General features: G+C 67.6%; 22 protein-coding genes. 11 read left to right on the forward strand and 11 right to left on the reverse strand.

Annotation, left to right across the window (positions count from 1 at the left end):
- Positions 1-31: 31 nt before the first annotated feature.
- Positions 32-1,249 carry a PucR family transcriptional regulator gene (locus OG225_RS10155; protein ID WP_405181426.1) on the reverse strand — a complete coding sequence of 406 codons (1,218 nt, stop codon included), beginning with the start codon at positions 1,247-1,249 and terminating at the stop codon, positions 32-34.
- An 832-nt stretch (positions 1,250-2,081) separates the two neighbouring features.
- Here OG225_RS10155 and OG225_RS10160 point away from each other — a divergent pair.
- The 5 genes from OG225_RS10160 to OG225_RS10180 all read left to right on the forward strand — a co-directional run bounded on the left by OG225_RS10160 (position 2,082) and on the right by OG225_RS10180 (position 5,971).
- Complete coding sequence (locus tag OG225_RS10160; RefSeq protein ID WP_405181427.1) at positions 2,082-2,333, forward strand: acyl carrier protein; 252 nt, start codon at positions 2,082-2,084, stop codon at positions 2,331-2,333.
- A gap of 56 nt (positions 2,334-2,389) precedes the next feature.
- A complete protein-coding gene (locus OG225_RS10165) occupies positions 2,390-3,043 on the forward strand; it encodes an aminotransferase class III-fold pyridoxal phosphate-dependent enzyme (protein WP_405181428.1) in 654 nt (217 codons plus the stop codon).
- A 627-nt stretch (positions 3,044-3,670) separates the two neighbouring features.
- Entirely contained in the window at positions 3,671-4,543 is an 873-nt protein-coding gene (locus OG225_RS10170; RefSeq protein ID WP_405181429.1) for a phosphopantetheine-binding protein, read from the forward strand.
- A complete protein-coding gene (locus OG225_RS10175) occupies positions 4,540-5,316 on the forward strand; it encodes an SDR family NAD(P)-dependent oxidoreductase (protein WP_405181430.1) in 777 nt (258 codons plus the stop codon). Before OG225_RS10170 ends, OG225_RS10175 begins: the two co-directional genes overlap by 4 nt.
- Before the next feature lie 178 nt (positions 5,317-5,494).
- Positions 5,495-5,971: an HAD-IIIC family phosphatase gene (locus tag OG225_RS10180; RefSeq protein WP_405181431.1), complete on the forward strand. Its 477-nt coding sequence runs from the start codon at positions 5,495-5,497 to the stop codon at positions 5,969-5,971.
- An 8-nt stretch (positions 5,972-5,979) separates the two neighbouring features.
- Here the strand turns inward: OG225_RS10180 and OG225_RS10185 are convergent, their stop codons facing one another.
- Positions 5,980-6,858 carry a sigma-70 family RNA polymerase sigma factor gene (locus OG225_RS10185; protein WP_405181432.1) on the reverse strand — a complete coding sequence of 293 codons (879 nt, stop codon included), beginning with the start codon at positions 6,856-6,858 and terminating at the stop codon, positions 5,980-5,982.
- Positions 6,859-6,987: 129 nt separating this feature from the next.
- Here OG225_RS10185 and OG225_RS10190 point away from each other — a divergent pair, with 129 nt between their 5' ends.
- Positions 6,988-7,335 (forward strand): DoxX family protein, encoded by a 348-nt coding sequence (locus OG225_RS10190; protein ID WP_405181433.1) that lies wholly within the window; start codon positions 6,988-6,990, stop codon positions 7,333-7,335.
- A 10-nt stretch (positions 7,336-7,345) separates the two neighbouring features.
- Here OG225_RS10190 and OG225_RS10195 read toward each other — a convergent pair whose 3' ends face one another.
- The 5 genes from OG225_RS10195 to OG225_RS10215 all read right to left on the reverse strand — a co-directional run bounded on the left by OG225_RS10195 (position 7,346) and on the right by OG225_RS10215 (position 12,176).
- Entirely contained in the window at positions 7,346-8,929 is a 1,584-nt protein-coding gene (locus OG225_RS10195) for a GMC family oxidoreductase (protein ID WP_405183232.1), read from the reverse strand.
- A 103-nt stretch (positions 8,930-9,032) separates the two neighbouring features.
- Positions 9,033-9,611, reverse strand: a complete 579-nt coding sequence (locus OG225_RS10200) for a TetR/AcrR family transcriptional regulator (protein WP_109524384.1) — start codon at positions 9,609-9,611, stop codon at positions 9,033-9,035.
- Between the two features lie 19 nt (positions 9,612-9,630).
- Positions 9,631-11,097, reverse strand: coding sequence for an FAD-dependent oxidoreductase (locus OG225_RS10205; protein WP_405181434.1), 1,467 nt, complete (start codon positions 11,095-11,097; stop codon positions 9,631-9,633).
- 51 nt (positions 11,098-11,148) lie between these two features.
- Positions 11,149-12,039: an NAD(P)-dependent oxidoreductase gene (locus OG225_RS10210; protein WP_216906885.1), complete on the reverse strand. Its 891-nt coding sequence runs from the start codon at positions 12,037-12,039 to the stop codon at positions 11,149-11,151.
- Positions 12,036-12,176 (reverse strand): hypothetical protein, encoded by a 141-nt coding sequence (locus OG225_RS10215; RefSeq protein ID WP_216906887.1) that lies wholly within the window; start codon positions 12,174-12,176, stop codon positions 12,036-12,038. The genes OG225_RS10210 and OG225_RS10215 overlap by 4 nt, the downstream gene beginning before the upstream one ends.
- Positions 12,177-12,472: 296 nt before the next feature.
- On the opposite strand from OG225_RS10215, the gene OG225_RS10220 reads away from it, so the two are divergent.
- From OG225_RS10220 to OG225_RS10235, 4 genes are all read left to right on the forward strand, one after another.
- Positions 12,473-13,678, forward strand: coding sequence for a cytochrome P450 (locus OG225_RS10220; RefSeq protein ID WP_405181435.1), 1,206 nt, complete (start codon positions 12,473-12,475; stop codon positions 13,676-13,678).
- The gene (locus tag OG225_RS10225) at positions 13,678-14,472 is read left to right on the forward strand and encodes an SDR family oxidoreductase (protein WP_216906891.1); all 795 of its coding nucleotides are present in this window, start codon (positions 13,678-13,680) and stop codon (positions 14,470-14,472) included. Before OG225_RS10220 ends, OG225_RS10225 begins: the two co-directional genes overlap by 1 nt.
- Positions 14,469-14,672, forward strand: coding sequence for a ferredoxin (locus OG225_RS10230; RefSeq protein ID WP_405181436.1), 204 nt, complete (start codon positions 14,469-14,471; stop codon positions 14,670-14,672). The genes OG225_RS10225 and OG225_RS10230 overlap by 4 nt, the downstream gene beginning before the upstream one ends.
- 98 nt (positions 14,673-14,770) lie before the next feature.
- Positions 14,771-16,381, forward strand: a complete 1,611-nt coding sequence (locus tag OG225_RS10235) for a succinic semialdehyde dehydrogenase (RefSeq protein ID WP_405181437.1) — start codon at positions 14,771-14,773, stop codon at positions 16,379-16,381.
- Between the two features lie 81 nt (positions 16,382-16,462).
- Here the strand turns inward: OG225_RS10235 and OG225_RS10240 are convergent, their stop codons facing one another.
- Positions 16,463-17,008, reverse strand: coding sequence for a hypothetical protein (locus OG225_RS10240; protein WP_405181438.1), 546 nt, complete (start codon positions 17,006-17,008; stop codon positions 16,463-16,465).
- 385 nt (positions 17,009-17,393) lie between these two features.
- Here OG225_RS10240 and OG225_RS10245 point away from each other — a divergent pair, with 385 nt between their 5' ends.
- Positions 17,394-18,266, forward strand: coding sequence for a hypothetical protein (locus OG225_RS10245; RefSeq protein ID WP_405181439.1), 873 nt, complete (start codon positions 17,394-17,396; stop codon positions 18,264-18,266).
- Between the two features lie 21 nt (positions 18,267-18,287).
- On the opposite strand, the gene OG225_RS10250 is transcribed toward OG225_RS10245, so the two are convergent.
- The 3 genes from OG225_RS10250 to OG225_RS10260 all read right to left on the reverse strand — a co-directional run bounded on the left by OG225_RS10250 (position 18,288) and on the right by OG225_RS10260 (position 22,147).
- Complete coding sequence (locus OG225_RS10250) at positions 18,288-19,529, reverse strand: diguanylate cyclase domain-containing protein (RefSeq protein WP_405181440.1); 1,242 nt, start codon at positions 19,527-19,529, stop codon at positions 18,288-18,290.
- A gap of 121 nt (positions 19,530-19,650) precedes the next feature.
- Positions 19,651-20,751 carry a terpene synthase family protein gene (locus tag OG225_RS10255; RefSeq protein WP_405181441.1) on the reverse strand — a complete coding sequence of 367 codons (1,101 nt, stop codon included), beginning with the start codon at positions 20,749-20,751 and terminating at the stop codon, positions 19,651-19,653.
- Between the two features lie 79 nt (positions 20,752-20,830).
- Positions 20,831-22,147: an NtaA/DmoA family FMN-dependent monooxygenase gene (locus tag OG225_RS10260; protein ID WP_405181442.1), complete on the reverse strand. Its 1,317-nt coding sequence runs from the start codon at positions 22,145-22,147 to the stop codon at positions 20,831-20,833.
- Positions 22,148-22,171 lie beyond the last annotated feature (24 nt).

Raw genomic sequence — 22,171 nt, forward strand, 5'->3', positions numbered from 1 at the left:
CCGGCGACGAGAAGCCCGGTCGCCCGCACCGTTATGCGCGATAGGTGCGGGCGACCAGGGCCGATCGTAGGTACCAGAGTCCGGACGGCTGCGACGGGTCGAATCCGGTCAACTGGCCGATCCGTTTGAGGCGGTAGTCGACGGTGTTGGTGTGCACATGCAGGACCCGGGCGGTGCGCTGCCGGTTGAGGTTGTTGGCGATGTGCCGCTGCAATGTCTCGAGGAGTTCGGGGTGCGCGTCCAGCGGATCGAGGAGGGAGCCGAGATATTCGCGGCCGGGGCCGGGGCGGGTGAGCTGGTATTCGAGCGCCAGCTCGTCGAAGCGGTACATGCCGGGGACGGCTTGGAGTCGCTGCACCATGTCGAGGAGTTCGTGCGCCTGGTCCGCGGCGTCGGGGATCTGCGCGGGGGCCGCGTCGATCATCGTCGCGGTGATGCCGACCTGGGCCGCGTGCGACAACTGGGTGATCAACGCGTCGAGTTCGACGCTGTCGAAGGTGGCCGACGGTACGAGTACGGTGCCGCCGTCCACGCTGAGCAACGACAACGCGTTGTTTCCGCACCGGGTCGCCAGTTCGGCCTGTACCCGCCGGAGTTTGCGGCGTGCGACCACCTGGCTGTCGACCGCCGGATTGTGTTCCTCGCGATGCGGCGGAATCGCCACCGCCACCACCGCGTAGGAATCCGCGATGGCGATGCCGCATTCCCGTGCCATGGTCGATGTGCTGTGCCCCCCGAGCAGCGCCGAGGTCAGCGTGTGCACCGCGGTGTGGTGTTCGCTGACGACCGAGCGCAGTTCGCGCACGTAGGCGACCGAGATGGCGGAGGTGATCTGGTCGAGCATCTCCAGCACGGCCTTGGCGCCGACGACGAGGTTGTCGTAGTCCTTGATCGAGGCGCCCGAGACGACGAGGTCGAGCCCCATCTTGAAACCCTCGTGGATCGAGTGGTGGATGGTGTCGATCGGTACACCTTCGCGTGCCCATCCCGCCGCGGCGTCCTGGAGCCGCTGGAGTTTGGTGGGGATGTCCTTGCCGTCGAGCATGCTGATCGCGAACTCCAGGCAGACCCGGGTGATCGCGGTGACGTCGCCGGTGATGGCGTCTCCGGGTAGCGTTCCGCAGGGCACCACGTTCTCCACGAAGTGGCCCACCATCTGGCGTGACAGCGTTCTTATGTCCTGCAGCGGTGACGACATCGGCTTACCCGACAGGGTAAGACTCGGTCGCGCCGAGCTATCGACGGCCATTGACGACTCCTTCCGCCCCCTGAAATTAGTGTGCAACGCATTCACACTAACTGTGGCGAGGGGGGAATGGATCGATTCGGGTGGTTCTGAGAGTCCGAGAGCGGAACTGCCTCGAGGAGTCTTCGCCCGCGTCGAGGCACCCTGTCTACCGATCGGCAATGAGAGGTGTCACATTTGCCGGCCGGATGCATGGTTTGCCGCCTGTTTCAGGCTGCTCCGGAACGCTCTTCGCGATCGTAAAAACACCGTTAACAAATTGTAATTGCCCTGGTAGCTGTGGTATCTCCAATTTTCCATTTTAAATACCGAGGAGTTGGTTTTTGTTATATGCCCCACGGTGCGATGAACTGACCGTGAACAGCGGGGTTTCGGAAATTCGGAAGTTCTCGCGCCTTCGGGTGCTTGGTGTCCCGAAATAAAGATGCCCACAATTGTTGGAGAAGATTGTCTGGGACGCGTTGCGCCCATGTGCCCGGCGCAATGTGATGGCATGCCGACTCGCATGCGGCGAAAAAGATTGCCATGCACTTGGCTATGGGTGAGAGGTGCTGTCCGGCAGCACATTTGGAATTGCAGGCATTTGATCTGCGGTGTACAGATTGGGACATGGCGCAACTGTGATCGCTGACAGGTGCGTGAAGTGACGAGATATGACGCGTGACAGTCTCGGTTATCGATGTCGGAGGGTAGGTGATCGCAGTCTTGGGTGGCGTTGAATCATGCATCGACCAGGGATTAATTGTATTTCATCCCTCGTCGGGCACCGCCGTCGCAGGTGCGGTGCCCGCCGCGGAATCGGTGGGCTCCGAGGTAGCCGGAGGGGAAAATAATCGTGTCCGATGAAATTTCCGAGCGCGTCGGTGAACTCTTCCGCGCCGGACTTCAGGTGGCATACATCGATGTCGACACGCCATTGCTGGACTATAGCCTGGACTCCGTGCGATCCGCCGAGATCGTGATCGAACTCGAGCGCGCCTTCGGTGTCGAGCTGCTCGACGAAGAGGTCGCCACGCTCTATACCGCGCGTGACGTGATCGACTGTGTTTCGGCGAAGTACCGCAGTCCCACCGAGTTCGGGGCATAGGGGCCGTGGCATCGATAGCGCGACGGATCACGGCCCGAGTCCCCGGGGAACCGGACGTGACGCGGGAACTGTTCGACGATTTCGCCCGGCACAATCGTCCCGGGCTGGCGCGGTTGCTTCGCGCGTGTCACCTGGACGTGGTGTACGCCGGCGCCGAGGGCGATCACCTGATCGGGGCCGACGGCACCCGCGTCCTCGACCTGGTCGGAGGCTTCGGAGCTGCGCTTTTCGGCCACAATCACCCGGCGCTGGTGCGTGTGGCGACGGCGCGGTTGAACCAACAGCACCCCTTCGTGTCCCAGGGCAGCATTCGGGCGGGGGCCGCCCGTCTGGCCAGAAGGCTCTCGGATCTGGTGGGTTCGACGACCGGCCGGGACTACGTGGTGACCCTCGGGTCGACCGGTGCCGACGCGGTCGAGGCCGCGCGTGTCATCGACGAGATCGAGGCCAGGGGACCGGTGTACGTTTCGCTGGCCAACGCGTTCCACGGGAAGTCCGCAGGCGCCTTCGCCCTGACCGAACAGGCCGATACACCGGCGCGCGGCTCGACGGGATCGCGAGCCGGTGGCCGAGTGTCATCGCGGGCGTGCGTGGACGCGGCCTGCTCCAGGGGATCGAAATCCTGCCGCCGAGAACGGAATCGACCGGCCCCGGTGTGCTGGAGATCAGCGAGGACCTCACCGTGCTGCGCGATTGCCATATCGTGCTGACCGCGACGAATTCCGCCGTGCCACTGCTGACTCCGGATCTGCTCGCCACCGATCACTCGGTACTGGTCTACGACCTGGCCGTCCCGGGTGACGTGCATCCCGACGTCGCCGATCTGCCCGGGGCTCCGGATGCCTTCGCCGCCATGACCTGCCCGGACTTCCACAACACCCGCGATGTCCCGCTCACCGAGTTGTCCACGCAGCTCAAGGCCTTCAGCGTCGGATGCGACGAGATCTCCATCCTGGAGATGAAGGCGACCGCCATGTATTTGCAGATGACGCTGTTCGGTCCGGTGGAACGGCATTTCCTCGACACCTGGTCTCCGGATGTGCTGGTGTTCGAACATCATCCGCTGATCGAACTCCAGGTCTACGGACCGCTGTATATGGCGCTGGCCGGGCCGGATTGGAACGGCCACGACCGCGAACACGAGATCGCGGCGGTGCAGGAGCGGCATCGCCCCGGAACGTTCGACGACATTCTGGCCTGGCAGCACAGCCAGGCGGCCCGACTGGGCAGCGCGCGGGACATCTGGTCGCTGCTGTCCGAGATCGCCGACCTGGTCGGACGCAATATCACGGCGTCGGTCGCCGGATTCGCGGCCCGATTCCGCACGACCCTGCCCGATGCGTGCTCCGGCTCGATGTTCCGCCCGAGCAGGCAGTGGTCCGACGCGCGCTGCGATCCGGCGAGGGCATGGAGGAGGCGCACGAGACGGCGGAACGTCTGGCGATGCTGCGCGAGGGATACCTGCGGGTTCGCGACACCCTGGCCTCGGCATTCCCCGAGATCGGATTCCATCGCATCGACACCGCCGACGGCGTCGATCCGGACGAGTCGGTTCGCGCCTGTGTGAGGGAAGGAAAACTCTTCGGACGAGTGCGCAAACCCGTTCCACCGCCGAGATCGAGTCGCGGGTCCGTGCCATCGTCGGCGAGGTGCTGTGGGTCGCCGCGGACGACATCCGCGCCGCCGCGCAGCTCATCGACTACGGTCTCGACTCGCCGACCGCCATCGAGCTGACCATCCAGCTGGAGCAGGCGTTCGGTATCGAGATTCCCGAGGACGCCGCGTCGCAATTGAACAGCGTCGACGACATCGTGGCGACCGCGCTGGCCAATATCGCCACGCATACGCCGCTTCGCGTCGAGATCCGCGGCACCGATTGGGAACATCGGACGCCGATCACGAATATCGGGGTGATCAAGAGCGTGCATTTCGCGGGCGGCATGTACTACGACACCCCGGTGACCCGTGCCGATGGCCACTTCGACGTGAATATCTGGGACGCCGTGGGACGAGCGCGCATCCTCGCCCTCATCGCGGGGCTCTACCGCGGCAAGTTCAGCACGTCGTCGGCGGCGATCTGCCATCGTGACACCGCCGTCGAACTGCGTCCCGACCGTCCCGCCCCGTTGGAATTGGACGGCGAGATCACCGTCGTCGAATCCGCCCGCCTGGAAGTGCTGCCGCGGGTACTGAAGGTGTGCGCGGCGTGAGCGTCGTGCTGGTCACCGGCGCGGCCAACGGAATGGGCGCGGCGACCGCGAAATATCTGGCGGGCCTGGGCTACACGGTCGAGGCGTGCGATCGCCTCGACGGCGACGGTCACGCCACCGTCGACGTCAGGGATACCGAGGCCGTCGACGCCTGGGTGCGGTCGGTACTCGACCGGAACGGGCGCATCGACGCGGTGGTCACCTTCGCGGCGTACGGCGTCGTCGGTTCGGTCGAGGAGACCGGTCCGGACGAGGCCGCCGACCTGTTCGACACCAATGTCCTTGGCACCCACCGCGTGGTGCGCGCCGCCATGCCGACCATGCGCGCACAGGGCGCGGGCCGGGTGGTCGTGGTGAGTTCGGGCGCGGGAGCAATCGCCGAGCCCTACGGCAGCTGGTACTCGGCGACCAAAGCGGCGGTGGAGCGTCTCGGCGAGGCGCTGCGGATGGAGGTTTCACAGTTCGGCGTCCAGGTCTCGGTTCTGGCCCCGGGGTGGACGGTCACCCCGATCATCGATGCGTCGGTGCGGGTCACCCGGCCCATCGCCGAGTACGACGCGGATCGCGGCGCGGTGCTGACGAGGGTGAGCGGATACCTCGCGCAGGGACAGCGGGCCGACGCGGTTGCCAGAAAAGTGCAGGAGATCCTGTCCGCCGCGAGACCGCGCCAGACCTATGTGTGCGGCAACGACGTTCGGCTCTCCTTCTGGACAAGGCGACTGGTGTCCGGACGGATGTACGAACGCCTGGTCCGGGGCTATTACGGGATTTGACGCCGGAAATGCCCCGTTATGCCGGTAATATCAGCCCGCCGGAACGGCCCCACGAAACCGGGGGCTTGCTCGGCACGCGTCGTGCCCTGGATTGTTGGGAGCAGTGTCCTCTCCCGCGGTCGTCCACCGGGTGCGACGCGGTAGGACACGCGACGACGACCAACGATAGGGGCAGGCGATGCGACCGGCTCTGAGATGTCTTGTCTGGGAACTGGACAACACCCTGTGGGACGGAGTGGTGTGCGATGCGACCAGTTCCGCGCCCAGACCCGAGGCGCTGCGCACCATGGCGATACTGAGCGACCGGGGCATCTGGCACGCGGTCGCCAGCCGCGGCGATCGAGAGGAAACGGTCGGCAAGCTGTGCCGGGAGGGCGTGCACGAGAGGTTCGCCGCCTTCGAGATCGGCTGGGGCCGTAAATCCGCGTCGATCGTCAGGATCGCGCGGACACTGGGTCTACGACTGGACACCGTCGCCTTCATCGACGCCGAGCCGGTCGAACGCGCGGAAGTGGCCCGCGCGCTCCCCGAGGTCCGGTGCTACGCCGCCCGCAATGTCGATGTGATCACCGCCCTCCCCGATTTCCGACCGGTCCTGCGGATCGGACCCGACCCGACCCCGCCGCTGGGTTTCGCGCGCGTCCCCGCGTTCTGACCGGACTCCTACGGGTCGGGCAGTACCGCGATTTCCAGGGTCCGCAATCTCCGCGGATCGGCGACGACGTCGTACCCGCTGATCCGATCACCGTCGAAGGTCATCCGCAGGGCCAGTAGCAACCGTCCACCCGGCGCGAGGACAACACCGGGCGCGTTGTCGATCCACGCGGCGACCGCGAACCGAGCCCGCAGCCGCAAGACCACGGTCTCCTCGGCGACCGCGTCGGCGCCGCGCACTTCGGTAGCCATGCCGGGGCGGAGGGCGGAGAGGTCGGCGGTACGGACCACATCCGGCGCGAGAACGGCGACCAAGGCGTCGAGATCACCGCCGCGGGCCGCCGCGAGGAAGGCTTCGACGACCCGGCGCTCGCGGACCCGCTCGGGATCGCCCGCCGCTGCGGGGCCGTGAACGCGGCGTCGGGCACGGCTGGCGAGTTTCTTCGCGGTCGCGGCGCTGCGGCCGACGACCGGCCCGATCCGATCGAAGGGAACCGCGAACATGTCGTGCAGGACGAAGGCGATACGTTCGTCGGGCCCCAGCCTCGCCAGGACGACGAGCAACGCGCGGCCGACCGAATCCACGAGGACCGCTTCGGTTTCCGGATCGACACCGGCCGTGTCATCGAGTTCGGCGATCCGTTCCAGGGGATCCTCGCGCCGCGTTGCCCGTGCTCGCAGCATATCCAGGCAGATCCTGGACACCACCGTGGTGAGCCAAGCGTTCAGGTTCTCGATGGCATCGGAGTCGGCGGCAGCGAGCCGTAGCCAACTCTCCTGCACCGCGTCCTCGGCCTCGGCCGCCGAACCGAGCATGCGGTAGGCGACGGCGCGCAGACGGTCACGTTCGGCCTCGAAACGCCGCGCTCGCACGTCCTGATCGGTCACCGGTCACCTTTCCCGCTCGGCATCCGTCTCCGATACGACGGGCGCGACCGCGCTCGGGCCACGGGGGGTGTCGAGCACGCACCCACGATGGCAGATCGCACACTGTCGACCACCGGAGGGTATCCAGTCATGTCCATCGCCTATATCGTCGTCACCGTTCTCGCGGCTCTGGCCGCAGCCTTCGCCTCCGGATACGACCTGGTCGCCGCCGACCGCGTCCGCGAGACCATGCTCGGCTACGGCCTGCCGTTGTGGAGTCTCGGTCCGCTGGCCGTGATCAAGGCGGTCGGCGCGCTGGGATTACTCGCCGGACTGGCCTTCCCGAGCCTCGGAGCGGCCGCCGCCATCGGTCTCGTGCTGTATTTCGCGCTCGCGGTCGCCACCATCGTGTGGGCGCGCGCCTACGCCGACATCGGTTATCCGCTACCGTATCTCGCGCTCGCGGCAGGCTCGCTCGCCCTGTTCGCCTATGCCTGACCGGACCCGGTCAGGCGAGCAGGAAATCGGCGGCGCGTGAGCCGACGAAGACGCTCGGCGCGTGGGTGTGACCGCGGATCAGCAGCGGCATCACCGACGCGTCGGCGACGCGAAGTCCCTGTACGCCACGCACTTCCAAACGCGGGGTGACCACACTGGCCGGGTCGGTGCCCATTCGGCAGGTACCGGCCGGGTGGTAGAGGGTGTGCGCGTAGCCGCGGATCGCGAGTTCGATGGTGGCTTCGATGTCGGCGGGTGCTCGCGGCGGGTAGATGACCGGTCCGAGAACGGCTTTCAGCGCGGGCGCTTCGGCGAGGCGCGCGCACACGCGCAGGCCCGCGCGCATCGCCTCGTGATCGGCGCCCGCGCTGTCGGACAGGTAGCGCGGGTCGATCGTCGGCGCCGCGGTGGGGTCGGCGCTCGCGAGCCCGATCCGGCCGCGACTGTGCGGACGCAGCAGCACGCAGGCCAGGATGACGCCGTGTTCGGTCGGGTCCCTGAGCCCTTCGTAGTAGAAGGGCGCGGGCGTGTAGACCAGTTCCAGATCGGGCAGGTCCAGATCCGGGGCGCTGCGGACGAAACCGTAGGCCTCGCCGACATTGGAGGTCAGCATGCCGCGGTGCCGGATCAGGTAGTCCAGGAGCTGCCCCGGTTTCTCGGCGTCGAACAGGGAATCACCGTCGACGCCGTAGCCGATTCCGGCGACCAGGTGATCCTGGAGATTCGCTCCCACCTCCGGGGCGCTGTACACCGGGCGGATACCGTGGCGCGCCAATTCGTCGATATCGCCTATCCCCGAGAGCATCAGCAGTTGCGGGGTGTTGACGGCGCCGCCGCAGAGCACCACCTCCCGTCGTGCGGAGACAGTGTATGTCGCTCCGCCCGTGCGGTATTCGACACCGGTGGCGCGGGTGCCGTCGAAGAGCACGCGGGTGGCGAGCGCGTCCCCGAGCACCGTCAGATTGTCGCGGCGCATGGCCGGTCGAAGGAACGCGTCGGCGGCGCTGCACCGGCGACCGCCGCGCTGGGTCACCATGGTCTGGCTGAAACCGTTGGGCTGCGGCCTGTTCGGCGGTTCCACCGGATAACCCAGTTCCCGCGCGGCCGCCAGATACGCGGCGGTCGACGCGCGCGGGCTGCGCTGCTTGGAGATGTGGAGCGGTCCGGCCGCGCCCTCGTCGGGATACTGTGCGTCCTCGACGTTCTCGACGCGCCGGAACGCGTCGATGGCGGCGGCGAAATTCCACTCCTCGCCCGCGAGCAGGGCCCATTCGTCGTAGTCGGCGCGGAAACCGCGCACCCACATCATCGCGTTCATCGAGGAGGAACCGCCGAACATCCGCCCGCGCGGCCAATAGATCCGCCGGTCGTCCAACCGCGGCTGCGGTTCGGTCAGATAGTTCCAATCCAGTTCGGAGCGGAACAGTTTGGCGAAGGCCGCCGGAATGTGGGCGAATTTGTTCTTGTCCGGCGGACCGGCCTCGAGGACGACCACCCGGATGCCGGGCGCGGCGCTGAGCCGATCCGCGAGCACGGCGCCGGCCGAACCCGAACCGACGATGACGTAATCCGCGACAATCTCACCCTGGTGCACAGTCCCCACTTCGATTCGACCCGACCTACGCCAGAACATACGAGCATCGGGCGGTGCGGTGGGTTCGAATCGGCCGAACGTGACCGAAGTTGCCGCGACGGTGCTAGTGCAGGATCAGCAGCGCGGATTTCTCGATGCGGTCGGCGATCTCGGAATAGGATCCGTACCCCATACCCGCCCGGACCAACGCCCCCGCGTAGAGCAGTTCCAGTGATTCGACGACGTCGGGATCGGCGTCGGAGCCCAGCGCGGTGATGATGCGTCGGCGGATCTCCGCGCCGATGCGGATACGCAGGTGTTCGACGTCGGGATCGCGCCCGAGCAGGGCGCTGGTGACCGCCCCGGACAACTCCTGTTCGTCGGCGACGAGCATCGCGATATCGCGCAGTTCGGCGACCACCCGGACCGTCGGGTCGGGATCTTCGCTGACGGGGGAGGGCGCCGCCATCAGCCGCCGCCAGAAGATCTCGGCGACCAGATGCTCCTTGGAGGAGAAATAGGTGTATGCCGTCGCGGTTCCCACCCCGGCGGCGGCCGCGACCAGACGAATCGTCATGCCCGCGAACCCCTCGCGGGCCAGCACCTCCACCGCCGCCTTGGTGAGTTTGTCGACGGTATCGGCTTGTTTGCCGGTGAGGCGACGACGGGTCGCCTCGCGGATGATGGACTCGGGCTCGGACATATGTCTGGATACTACCTCGTCAGCTCTTCGCGGCCGCGATGCCCGCACGCCGTCCGTAGAAACTGCCGTCGCCGAGTGACGCGCCGCTGACATAGCCGCCGGTCGCGATCCCCGACGTGCACCGTCCCGCGGCGAACAGGCCGGGAATGGGGTCGCCCGCCACGTGCAGGACCCGGGAATCCAGATCGGTGCGAAGTCCGCCCAGGGTGAACCCCGCGGTGAAACCGCGCAGATCGAAGGCCGCCAGCGAACCACGCAGCGGGCGCACCCATTCCGGCTTCTTTCCCAGCAGCGGATCCGAGCCCTCGGCGGCGTGGCGGTTGTAGCACTCCACCGTGGATTGCAGCGCCAGCGTCGGCAGACCCATATCCGCCTCCAATTCGGCGACCGTCTCGGCCGCCCATTTCGGCGGTTGCCGGAAGAACGGGGTGGCGCTCACCGTCGCCAGTGCCTGTTCGTAGGACTCCTCGTCCAGGATCAGATACGCCTGGTTGTCCTGCTGCATCAGCGTGAGCTGCCCGATCCGGCCGCCGTAGGTGTCCTCGGGGACGTAGCGCTGGCCGCGGCCGTTGACCAGGATGCCCCTGGCCAGCATCTGCGGATCGGCGAAGAAGGCGACCTCGGTCGCGTCCATGTGGGCGAGATCGGCGCCCAAGGCCTGCGCCAGCCGGATGCCGATGCCGTCGTGTTCCTCGATGGCCGCCGCCGGTCGACCGATCAGTCGTGGCGCGTAGCCCTCGATCATCTTCTCCTGGTAGGCGAAACTGCCGGTGGCGAGCACCACGCCGCGTTCGGCGCGCACGGTGATCTCGTCCCCGAAGCGGGTCGCGCGCAGACCGACGACCCGGCCGTCCTCGTCGACGACCAACCTGCGGAGGCGGGTGTCGAATTCGGCGCGCACGCCGAGGGATTCGGCGGTTTCGGCCAGCGGTTTCATCAGCATGTACCCGCCGCTGCGCTGCCCGATCCGTTTGTCGACCATCTGCGGGACATGGCCGCGCGGAGCGGGTTTCGCGATGGCGTTGAACGGCGCGGCGTTCTCGCCGCCGGAGTACATGAGACCTTCGTCGTGCGGGGGCTCCCAGCCGGGCTCGCCCCAGAACGCCTCGCGGAAGGGCACCCCGTTGGCCACCAGCCAGGAGTAGTGCTCGACGCTGCCGCGGCAGTAGTCGGCGATCTTCTCCTTGTCCGCGCCCGCCCCGATCGCGGCGAGCAGGAATTTCTCCATGTTCTCGGTGGTGTCGTCGAAGCCGAGGGCCTGCTGCAACGGGGTGCCGCCGCCGAGGTAGATGAACCCGCCCGCCATCGCGGCCGCGCCGCCCCAGCCGCCGGTGCGTTCCAGGATCAGCACACTCGCGCCCGCGCGAGCGGCCTCGATCGCGGCGCACACGCCCGCGATGCCGTATCCGGCGATGACGACGTCGGCGGTATGCGTCCAGTCGGTGACCTCGGCGGCGGGCAGCGGGCGAAGGGAGGTGTCGGCCATCTGTCGGGAGTCCTTACTTCTCGGTTGTTTCGGTCTGTGCGGCCATGTCGCTCACGCGGGCGATCCGCCGGAGCGCTTCTTGGTGGCGATCGGGCCGGTGCCGACGCCCAGGCCGATTCCGAGGCCGTCGATCGCGAGTTCGGCGAAGGGCAGCGCGACACCGAGGCGTTCGCCGAGTTCCATCGCCAGCGACAGATCCTTCTCCCCGAGGTCGCGGGCGTGACTGAGGATCGGCAGCCAGAAATCGCCCTCCTCGATCGCGGCCGTGGTGTCGCGCAGCATGATGGCTCCCGCGCCACCGGTCACCGCGTCGGAGTGGCGTACCACCTTGCCGAGTGCGGCGATGTCGAGACCGGCCGCCTCGGCCAGGCGCTGCGCTTCGGTCGCGGCGGTGAAGGCCGCGAAGTGAAGCAGGTTGCGCGCCAACTTCATACGTGTGCCCGCGCCGACCGGACCCGCGTGCACGATCAGGTCGGCGAACGCGCCGAACGGCTCACGCACCCGCTGGAAGGCGGTTTCGGTGCCGCCGACCATCACGGCGAGCACGCCGCGATTGGCGCCGGGCGCACCGCCGCTGACCGGCGCGTCCACGAATTCGACGTCGTGCGAGGCGCAGATTCCGGCGAGTTCCTCGGCGGTGGCGTCGCTGATGGTGGAATGCACGGCGATCACCGAACCCGGTTTCGCGGTCCGCAGAATGCCGTCGGGTCCGTCGACGACACCGCGCACCTGCGCGTCGTCGACCACCGCGATGCTGATGACCTCGGACTGTTCTGCCACGGCCGCCGGTGTCTCGGCCGCGTTCGCCCCGGCGTCGGTGTAGGTGACGACGACTTCGGGACGCATATCGCAGACGGTGAGCCCGCCCGGCCGGTCCAGCAGCCGTTTCGCCATGGGCGCGCCCATATTGCCCAACCCGATGAAACCCACGCGATCGGTCATGCCCGCGACTCCTGCCTGCCGTCGGAGATCTGCCCGGTACCCGAGCATGTGTTGTCGGACCACGCGGGCGCGTTTGCCGCGCCGCCGGTCGGTGCCGCGTCGGCGACGACGGCGGATCTTCCCGTGAAACGGGTCATGCGGGACTCCTGAGCTGTCTGGACACGTGTACGGAAATATAGGCTCGTCGCGTCGGATGGCGCAAGAACAGGTTTCAGAATGTCCCGTCGCGGTCGGGTGGATCCGATGTGGAACAGTTGCCGATCGTCCGGGTTCGCGCCGGTAGATCGCCGGGTTCGAGCATCAGCAAAAGCGAGCATTGTCTCGGACCGGTTGCGCTGGTAGTGTCCAGACACATGTCCAGCTATGTGTCTCCCAGTGGCTCGGCGGAGCGTCGCTGCGTAGCGAACGCGTACTCGATTTTCGGAGGTGCACGATGACCGCCGCGTCGTTGGAGCCGCTGACCTTCGATCCGTACGACTACCGCTTCCACGACGACCCGTACCCCACGTATCAGCGGCTTCGCACCGAAGCGCCGCTCTATCACAACGCCGATATCGGTTTCTACGCGCTGTCTAGGCACGCCGACGTCACCGCCGGATTCCGCGACCATCATCGGCTCTCCAGCGCCAACGGCGTCTCGCTCGACCCGGCCGCGTGGGGGCCGCACGCGCACAAGGTGATGTCCTTCCTCGCCATGGACGACCCGCGTCACGTCCGGATGCGCAAACTCGTCTTCAAGGGGTTCACCCCCAAGCGCGTGGCGGCGATGGAAGACAGCATCAGGGATCTGACCGTCGCGTATCTGGAACCGGCGCTGGCCGAACGCCGTTTCGACTGGATCGATGAGGTCGCGGGCAAGCTGCCGATGGATGTGATCTCCGAACTGATGGGTGTGCCGGTCGCCGACCGGGCCGAGATCCGCCGACTCGCGGATCTGGTGGTGCATCGGGACGACGGGGTGCTCGACGTGCCCATGGCCGCCGCGCACGCCTCCATCACCCTGATCACCTACTACACCGATCTGGTCGCCGACCGGCGCAGGAAACCCGCCGACGACCTGACCTCGGCGCTGCTCGACGCGGAGATGAGCGGCGACAGGCTGACCGACGAGGAGATCATCGGCTTCCTGTTCCTCATGGTCGTCGCGGGGAACGAGACCACGACCAAACTCCTCGGCAACGCCCTGTACTGGGCCGGAATGAATCCGGGGGAGTACGCGGAGGTGGCGGCCGACCGGGACCTGGTCTCGGACTGGGTCGAGGAGACCCTGCGCTACGACGCGTCCAGTCAGATCCTCGCGCGCACCGCGACCGTCGATATCGAATACCCGTACGGCACGATTCCGGCGAATTCCAAGGTGCTGCTGCTCATCGGATCGGCCAATCGCGATACCGAGGCCTTCGACGACGCCGACAGTTACCGGATCGGCCGTCCGGGTAAAGCCGCGCTCACGAGTTTCGGCGCGGGTGTCCACTTCTGCCTCGGCGCCCATCTGGCCCGTCTCGAAGCGAATATCGCCCTGGGTGAATTCGCCGCGCGGGTCCGGCGCTACGAGGTAGAAACAGCGGGCATCGAGCGGGTGCATTCCACCAGCGTCCGCGGATTCGCCGAACTACCGATCGTTGTGGAGGCAGGCTGATGCCACGTTTCGAACCCCATCCCGAACGCAGGACCGTCATGGTGGCGGGCGCGTCCTCCGGTATCGGCGCCGCGACCGCGATCACGCTGGCCGAACTCGGGCATCCGGTCGCGCTCGGCGCGCGCCGGGTCGACAAATGCGAGGAACTGGCCGCGCGGATCCGGGCCGACGGGGGCACCGCTTTCGTGTATCCGCTCGACGTCTCCGAAACCGGTTCCGTCGACGATTTCGTGACCGCCACCGAGAAGGAACTGGGTCCGGTCGAGATCCTCGTCTCCGGCGCGGGGGATATCGAATTCGGGCTGGTGCACGAAATGGATCCGGCGCGATTCGTCGACCAGATCGGTGTGCATCTTGCGGGCGCGCAGCGTCTGGCGCACCGGGTGCTGCCGGGCATGATCGAGCGCAGGCGCGGTGATTTCGTGCTGATCAGCTCCGATTGCGCCGACCAGCCGCGCCCGCGCACCGCCGCGTACAGCGCAGCCAAGGCGGGGCTGGAGGCGATGGCCGGACAGTTGCGTATGGAACTGGAAGGCACCGGTGTGCGCGCCTCACTGGTCCGGCCGGGGCCGACGCTGACCGGCATGGGGATGACCTCCACCCCCGAGGTCGTCGGGCCGATGTTGCAGGACTGGAAGGACTGGGGATTCGCCCGGCATCCGTACATGCTGCGCGCGAGTGATCTGGCCGCCGCGGTGGCCGCGGTGGTGAGTACCCCGCGCGGGGCGCACCTGGTGCTCGTCGAGGTGCAGCCGGAAGCGCCGCTGCGTCCGAAGGAGGAGGCGAAGGAGTGAGAATCCACGTCGACCCCGATCTGTGCCAGGGGCACGCCGTCTGTCAGGACGAGGCGCCGGAGGTGTTCTCCGTGCCCAAACGCGGCACCGTCGACATCCTCGATCCGTCGCCGGGGGCGAGCCTGCGCGCCGATGTCGAGCGCGCCGTGCGCTACTGCCCGACGCAGGCACTGTCGATCGCGGCCGACGAAAACGGCTGACGCTCGGATTCTCGGCAGGCGCGAACCGAGAACGTGTTCTAATTTCATTGCGCGGCCGACCCCGCATCCCGGATGCCGAGCCCCAACGGAGAGAGTCGATGAGTACAACCGAAACCCGACCCGGTCCCGTGGCGACGCTGCCCGCCCGGATCACCCCGGAACTGATCGCCGGGCTGACCGCGCTGGTCACCGCCACCCCGGCCGACAGCGCCGACGCCCTCCCCGCCTACGACATGATCGAGGTGTACACCGGCGCGACGGTCGGCCCGCTGCCGCAGTCACGACCCGACGACGTTCTCGCCGCCTACGAGAAAGCCCGTGCGGCACAGCGGGAATGGGCCTCCTGGCCGCTGAAGCGCAGGCTGGGGGTCTTCGAACGCGCGCACGAACTGCTGGTGCGCGAATGCGAGACCGTCGCCGATCTGATCCAGATCGGCTGTGGAAAGACCAGGCGCATGGCGGTCGAGGAATCCTGTGACGTCCCCATGGTCATCAGCCACTACCTCAAGACCGCGCGCCGGGTCCTGCGTTCCACGCGCCGCGGCGGCCCGGTGCCGCTGTTCACCACCTCGACCGAGGAACATCGCCCGAAAGGCGTCGTCGCGGTCATCGCGCCGTGGAATTTCCCGTTCGCCATCGCCCTGTCGGATTCGGTGCCCGCGCTCATCGCGGGCAACGGCGTCGTGCTCAAGCCGGACAACAAGACCGCGCTGTGCGCCCTGTTCGGTGTGGAACTGCTGCGGAAGGCGGGGCTGCCGGAGGGACTGTTCCAGGTGGTCTGCGGCGAGGGACCCGACATCGGCCCGACGCTGATCGACAACGCCGATTTCGTCATGTTCACCGGATCGACCGCCACCGGGCGCGTGGTGGGGGAGAGCGCGGGCCGCAATCTCATCGGATGCAGCCTCGCGCTCGGCGGCAAGAATCCGATGATCGTGCTCCCGGACGCGAACCTCGACGAGGTGATACCCGGCGCGGTATTCGGCGTCTTCGCGAATTCGGGCCAGGCCTGTATGCATATCGAGCGCATCTACGTACACGAGAGCGTTCACGACGAATTCCTGCGCCGATTGGTCCGGGCGGCGACCGATCTGAACGCCACCGTGGGCGCGGCCTACGACTACACACCCGAATTCGGATCGCTGGTCTCCCCGCAGCATCTGGCGCGGGTCGCGGCCCACGTCGACGACGCGCGGGACAAAGGCGCGACGGTACTGGTCGGCGGTCAGGCCCGCCCCGATATCGGCCCCGCCTTCTACGAGGCCACGGTGCTCACCGACGTCACCCCCGATATGGCGCACGCGACGCTGGAGACCTTCGGGCCGGTGGTGAGCGTCTACCCGTTCACCGACGAACAGGAAGCGATCCGGCTGGCCAACGACACCGAATACGGGCTCAACGCCAGTGTCTGGAGCCGCGACCTGTCGCGGGCCGGGCGCATCGCCGGGCAGTTGCAGGCGGGCAGCATCAATATCAACGACGGTTTCGTCACCAGCTACGCGTCCAAGGGCAGCCCGTCCGGCGGGGTGAAGCAATCCGGTGTCGGATCACGCCACGGTGACAGCGGGTTGCTGAAATACACCGATTCGATCAACGTCGGCGTGCAGAAACGTCAGGTGCTCGCCGCGCGGTCGGGTCAGCCCTACGACCGCCAGCTCCGGATCACCCTGGCCACGCTCCGTTTCATGCGCCGCACCCGACTGCGCTGATCCGGCACACCCCGGCGGGTGCCTCGGCGAGAATCGGCCCGATGGCACGCGGGCTGATTCGCCGATCGCGTCGGCGGCGGATCAATCGTGTTCGCGGGCCATCTCACGCAGTGTCGCGACCCGGGATTCGAGATAGGCGAGTTCGGTCTCGTCGACCACGGTGCGCTGGATGCCCGCTTCGACGAGGAAGGCTCCCTGACGGTGGTCGTCGATCACATCGACATCGATGACGACGGCCGCGTAATCCTCGGCCCCCGGCATCGGATCGGCCACCACCCGCGCGGTACCGCGTGCGCACAGCGCCACGTCACCACCGCCGATGATGGTCAGCGCCACCTCGGCATTGCTGCGCAGCCGCAGCAGCGAACCGCGATTTCTTCGCAGGCTCAACAGGATTCGGCGATCACCCGCGCGGACCGGCCACGAGACCGGAATGGCGTGCAACGACGGTGCCGCCGTCACCAGCACCGCGATGGTGTCCAGCGGCCATTCCGGCAGTACCCTCAGTTCGGGATGCCCGACCGGTGCGGTCGGTGGATCGGCGGGGAGCTGTCGATATTCCCGGGCCTCGGCCACCGCATCCCCCGCCATCACGCGCTCGCTCCGGACTCCGATCGAATCACCCATAGCACCAGTGTATGCCGCCGTACCGACAGTTGCCCGGCGTGCGAGCCGGGTGCGGGGCAGGCACGCTCTCGCGTGTGACGAGCGCGCGGGAGTCGCGGCACCGGGGTTCGGATGTCCACTGTGAGACGACATGGAAACGGGCCTCGCCGATTGGGATTCGTACGGCGTGTCCTGGCGCGTCGAAACTTACTTCGACCTGCGGTATGTCGATCCGGCCTATGTGCTGTAACTTACTGCCCGGGAAGAGGGTTGACCGTGTGCAGCGGTCGACGTGCTGAACCGCAGTGTGGTTCATGATGTAGTGGGAGTGTTTGTCTTGGCAGGTCGGCATCGACGGGTACAGAACTCCGCGGCACGCAATGCCGTGAAGCCCATGGTGAGCGCGGTGCCGATCGTGCTAGCCGTGGTATGCGCGGGCACCGCGAACGCCGATCCGGTACCGACACCGCCCGGCGTCAGCCAGCCCGAACAGCCGATCCAGCCGAGGGCGATCCCCGCGTCACCGTCGCAGCCCGGCGTCACCATCACCCCTTCGGTCACCCCGCGGCCCGCGGGCCCCGGGGCGGGCCCGGCCATCGTCGAGCCGGATGCCCCCGTCGCTCCGGTCGATCCGGTCGATCCGGAGGTCGACGCCGGGATCCAGCACGCCGAACCCGCCCCTTCGCGGTCGAACCCCGCGCCGCAGAACACCCCGTCGTCTCCGCAGGCCCTCCAGGAGTCGCCGGAATCGCCCGACACCATGACCATCTCGCCCGAGCCCGCTCACACGTTGCGTGTCGGCGCGTTCAGCGCACCGGTTCCGCGTGAGGTTCCCGCCGACATGCTGGCCGGGCTGAACAGCGGCATCGCCGGTATCGAAGCCCAGTGGTCGGCGGCGTCGCAGTCGGTGGGCATCGACGCGAATCGTGCGGGCACCATCGCCGGGGGCGCGCTGCTCGGCGCCGCGGTCGCGGGCGTGCCCGCCGCGGTCGTCGGCGGGGTCGGCGGCGGCCTGATCGGCGCCGGTGTCGGCTTCGGTGTGGGCGTGGCCGGGACCGCCGCGGGCGGTGCCATCGCCACCGCTGCCACGGCGGTGCCGTCGGGTGGTGTCGCCGCACTCCCCGTACTCGGCGCGACGGCGATCGCCGCGGTCCCGATCGCGGCGGGCGCGATGGCGGTCGGCGCGGGTGTCGGCGCCGTCGTCGGCGCGGCCGCGGTCGGCATACCGGCCGCACTGGTCGGAGGTCTCATCGGCGGCGCGGTGGCGTCCCAGATCTGATTCGGCATCACCGCGCGCGGCTCATTCGAAGGGCGGCTGCGTATGCATGACCCAGCGCCCCTTGCTGTTTCGCTTGGCGTTGCGCAGTCCGGTATCCGCGGCGTCGAGCAGCGATTCCGCGTCGGCGTGGGCCAGTGAGGTGACCACGGTCCCGATACTGGCCGAGATCTCGATCTCGATACCGTCGACGACGACGGGCTCGTCGAAGGCGGCGAGCATGCGGTCGGCGAACAGGGAGACCTTGTCGCCATCGGTCGGCGGCTCGATGAGGGCGACGAATTCGTCGCCGCCGAGGCGGCACACGAAACAGCCGCTCTCGTGGACGGCGCGGTAGAGGCGGTCCGCCGCTTCCGACAGCACCCGGTCACCCACGCGGTGGCCGTAGTGGTCGTTGACGTGTTTGAAATGGTCGAGATCGGCGAAGCACAAACCGGTTCGAGCGTCCACGTCCGCGTCGGTGATCAGCTCCTCGATCCGTTCGAGCAGGAAGCGCCGGTTCGGCAGGCCGGTCAGCGGGTCGTGCCTGGCCTGCCGGTGCAACTCCTCCTGGAGCAGATGCCGTTCGGTGACATCGGCGCCGATGGCGAGCAGGCAATCGGGCCTGCCGTGCGATCCCCTGACGTAGGTGATGGCGAAGGTCATCCATCCGATGCTGCCGTCGGCGCGGACCAGCCGTTGGTCGAGTGTGACGGTGCCTTCCCCCGCAGGGACGAGCTTCTCGTACAGCAGGGTGCGAATGGTGTCGCGGTCGTCGGGGTGGGCGAAATCGTAGACGGAGATCCCACGCAGATGCTCGACGGGAATACCGATCATATCGGCGAGGGCGGGGTTCGCGTCGACCAGTATGCCGTCGGTGTCACCGATGGCTATCGCCACACCGGTGCTGTCGAACAGGACGCGGAACCGCGCATCCTGTTCGTTCACCTCGTCGACCTTGCGCTGGTGTCCCTGGCCGAGTCCGGCCAGCAGGCCACCGAGCCGGACACCGGCGTCGGGGTGAGCGCTACCCTCGGCGAGTGCGTGCAGGACCGGCGCGGACAGGATCGGGACCATCGGGTCGGTGAAGTCCGCAGCCCAGAGCGCCGCGCCCACCCCGACGCCGACGGTCGCGTCGAACGGCTCGGCGTCCAAGGCCGCGGCCAGCTGATCCACGAGGCCGGATAGTCGACGACTGTCGGCGCTCGTGTCGGTGCGCTCGATGCCACCGGTGGCAAGGGCCTGTCGCCAAGTCCGCGCCAGCGCGGCACGGTCGATGTCGTCCACCACATCCCCTCGGCTTCGCTTACCCGCGGCTTTCCGGTCGCCGAGGGCGGTGTGCTGCGTCTTTCGACCATAGTCGGTCGACGGAACGGCCGTACGGAAGTCCCGGTCAGGACAACGACGGTCAGGTCATCCGGTTCTCGACGAAGATCGACGCACCCTTGTATCTGAGGGTCGTGAACTGCCAGACCCACGTGGCTCGCACGCACCCCGACATGTCCTCGACCTGGGTGCCGACCATAACAGCGACGTCGCGTTCCGGCAGCGCGTCGCACAGGGCCTCGATCCGGGCGCGGAGCGTGACGAATTCGATCAACCGTTCGCGCACGATGCCCGCTGCCGCCTCGACGGCGTCGGCGAGGCGGGCGCCCGGTGTGTTCAGCAGCCAAACCGAGACGAGATTGAAATCCGCCCCGTCGCGGATGCATTCCTTCTCGAATGAGAACAGATCGTTCATCAACGCCCCGATGTCGGCTGTCAGCCGCCGGAGCCGGGCCAGGGGTTCGCCGAGCCCTGCCGCGCGGATCCGATCCCATCGCAGATACTCGTCGCGGCCGAATTCGCACAGCGCGATCGCGGGATACATCCCGGAGACATCGCCCCTGAGGTCGATGTACTCCGTCACACCGAGCACTCCGCCGTGGGCGCGCGCGTTCTGATCCCTGATGGCCGTATTCAGATGGGAGCGCGTGGACTCGAGGAATTCGTCGAGCCACGCCGCGTCGGCCGAATCGGCCAGCAGCGTGAGGAATTCGGCCGCCGCCGCCTCGACCGGATCGGGATCGGTCGCGGCGGTGCGTGTCTCGAGTAGCGCGGACAGACGTTCGAGGGTTCGGGTCGCGCGGCGCTGGTCGAGGGTGGTCAGATTCGCGAATTTCTCGCGACCCACGGTGTCGTTGAGCCAGAACAGGATCGCGTTGTAGATCCCGATGGTCGTCATGCGCTCCGGGGAGATCGTGTTCGGATGCAGGTAGGGGGTCATGCTGTTGTAATGCGTCCCCGCGGACTCGAGCCAGATGCCGTATCGGCGGCAGAAGCTCTCGGTCTCGGCCAGCGCGACGGCCGCGAACCGGTTCGGTCGGAAGTCCGCGCAGAACGCGGCGATATCGAAATCGGGGGTACTGAACAACCGTTGCAACGACCACCCGTCGCCAGCCAGTAACTCCTCGTACTCCGCCCGCATCGCCACGAGCTTCGCCTCGACCTCGGGTAGGCACTCGACCACCGCGAACCCCCCTCATCACATCCGCTTTCATAAAGGTAGCCATGAAACAGACTGGACGCACGTTCAAGGGGGTGTCGGGTCAGCGGGCCGGTGTCGACGCCACCGGGTGGGGGAGTTCGAAGCGGGCGCGGACGGTGGATTCCGGGTAGTCGGTGGCGACCGCGCCCTCGGCCCGCAACAGCGGAACGACCTGTTCGACGAAGGTGCGCAGGTCGTGCGGGAGGGTGGGCGGCTGGATCGTGAAACCGTCGACCACGTCGTCGCGCCACCAGTCGAGGATCTGCTCGGCCACCTCGGCGGGGGTACCGAGAACGAGCCGATGGCCGCCGTCGACGCGACGGGCGAGTTGACGCAACGTCAACGGCTCGGCGGACACGAGATCGTGCAGCGAACGGGTGAAACCGATCGGGCCCCGCTGATTCTCGTCGGAGTGGAACAACTCCGGTACGACGATGCCGTCCGGATCGAACGACAGGCCGTGCCGGTCGGCGAAGGCGCGCACCAGCGAGAGCTCGTCGGCGTGGCCGTTGAGGTGTTCGTGGCGACGTAATGCCTCGTCGGTGTTGTCCGCGACGATCGGGACGAGACCGGGCAGGATGCGTACCGTCTCCGGATCGCGATCGTGCGCCGCGGCCCGCTCCCGCACCTGCGACCCGAACTCGCGCGCGGCATGCTTGCCGAGCAGCGCGGCGTACACCAGGTCGGCGTGACGGCCCGCGAGATCGATCCCCGCGTCGGACGCCCCGGCCTGGGCGATGAGCGGATGACTCTGCGGCCCGAGCGGCACATTGAGCGGGCCGCGCACATCGAAGAATTCGCCGTGGTGGTCGATGGGGCGCGCCGAGTCGCCGGACCACAGCGGGTCGCCGAGTGCCGAGGGGGTGTCGACGGCGGCGTGGTCCCAGCTGCGCCACAGCTGCTTGACCACCGAGACGAACTCCTCGGCGCGGCGGTATCGCTCCGCGCGACCCGGCAGCGGAGCCGATCCGAAATTGGCGGCGATATCCGGATTGAAGCTGGACACCACATTCCAGATCACCCGGCCGCCGGAGACGTGATCCATGCTCGACAGCCGCCGCGCCAGGTTGTACGGCGAGTTGTAGGAGCTCGACGCCGTCACCACGAACCCGATATCGGGCACCCGTGCGGCGAGCGCGGTGAACAGCACGATCGGGTCGAGCGAATGTAGCGGCCTGCTGGTGTCCGCGCGTTGCAACGCCGGATGGTCGGAGAGGAATACGGCGTCGAAGCCGCCTTCGTGAGCCAGCCGGGCCACCTCGACGTAGTGGTCGAAGGAGAGGAACCGGTCCCACGCCGCGTCCGGGGCCAGCCACGAATTGCCGTGGTAGCCGGTGCTGTTCACACCGACATTGAGGAACAGTCTGCGAGAGGGCATGTCGATTCTCCGTTCGGACAGGGA

The organism is Nocardia sp. NBC_01377, from assembly GCF_045040005.1.
Classification (GTDB): domain Bacteria; phylum Actinomycetota; class Actinomycetes; order Mycobacteriales; family Mycobacteriaceae; genus Nocardia; species Nocardia noduli.

Excerpts from the sequence above, each read along its gene's own strand:
- OG225_RS10155 (WP_405181426.1), bottom strand. The coding sequence starts at position 1,249 with ATGGCCGTCGATAGCTCGGCGCGACCGAGTCTTACCCTGTCGGGTAAG.
- OG225_RS10170 (WP_405181429.1), top strand. The coding sequence starts at position 3,671 with ATGCGTGCTCCGGCTCGATGTTCCGCCCGAGCAGGCAGTGGTCCGACG.
- OG225_RS10180 (WP_405181431.1), top strand. The coding sequence starts at position 5,495 with ATGCGACCGGCTCTGAGATGTCTTGTCTGGGAACTGGACAACACCCTG.
- OG225_RS10190 (WP_405181433.1), top strand. The coding sequence starts at position 6,988 with ATGTCCATCGCCTATATCGTCGTCACCGTTCTCGCGGCTCTGGCCGCA.
- OG225_RS10200 (WP_109524384.1), bottom strand. The coding sequence starts at position 9,611 with ATGTCCGAGCCCGAGTCCATCATCCGCGAGGCGACCCGTCGTCGCCTC.
- OG225_RS10205 (WP_405181434.1), bottom strand. The coding sequence starts at position 11,097 with ATGGCCGACACCTCCCTTCGCCCGCTGCCCGCCGCCGAGGTCACCGAC.
- OG225_RS10210 (WP_216906885.1), bottom strand. The coding sequence starts at position 12,039 with ATGACCGATCGCGTGGGTTTCATCGGGTTGGGCAATATGGGCGCGCCC.
- OG225_RS10215 (WP_216906887.1), bottom strand. The coding sequence starts at position 12,176 with ATGACCCGTTTCACGGGAAGATCCGCCGTCGTCGCCGACGCGGCACCG.
- OG225_RS10220 (WP_405181435.1), top strand. The coding sequence starts at position 12,473 with ATGACCGCCGCGTCGTTGGAGCCGCTGACCTTCGATCCGTACGACTAC.
- OG225_RS10225 (WP_216906891.1), top strand. The coding sequence starts at position 13,678 with ATGCCACGTTTCGAACCCCATCCCGAACGCAGGACCGTCATGGTGGCG.
- OG225_RS10235 (WP_405181437.1), top strand. The coding sequence starts at position 14,771 with ATGAGTACAACCGAAACCCGACCCGGTCCCGTGGCGACGCTGCCCGCC.
- OG225_RS10240 (WP_405181438.1), bottom strand. The coding sequence starts at position 17,008 with ATGGGTGATTCGATCGGAGTCCGGAGCGAGCGCGTGATGGCGGGGGAT.
- OG225_RS10260 (WP_405181442.1), bottom strand. The coding sequence starts at position 22,147 with ATGCCCTCTCGCAGACTGTTCCTCAATGTCGGTGTGAACAGCACCGGC.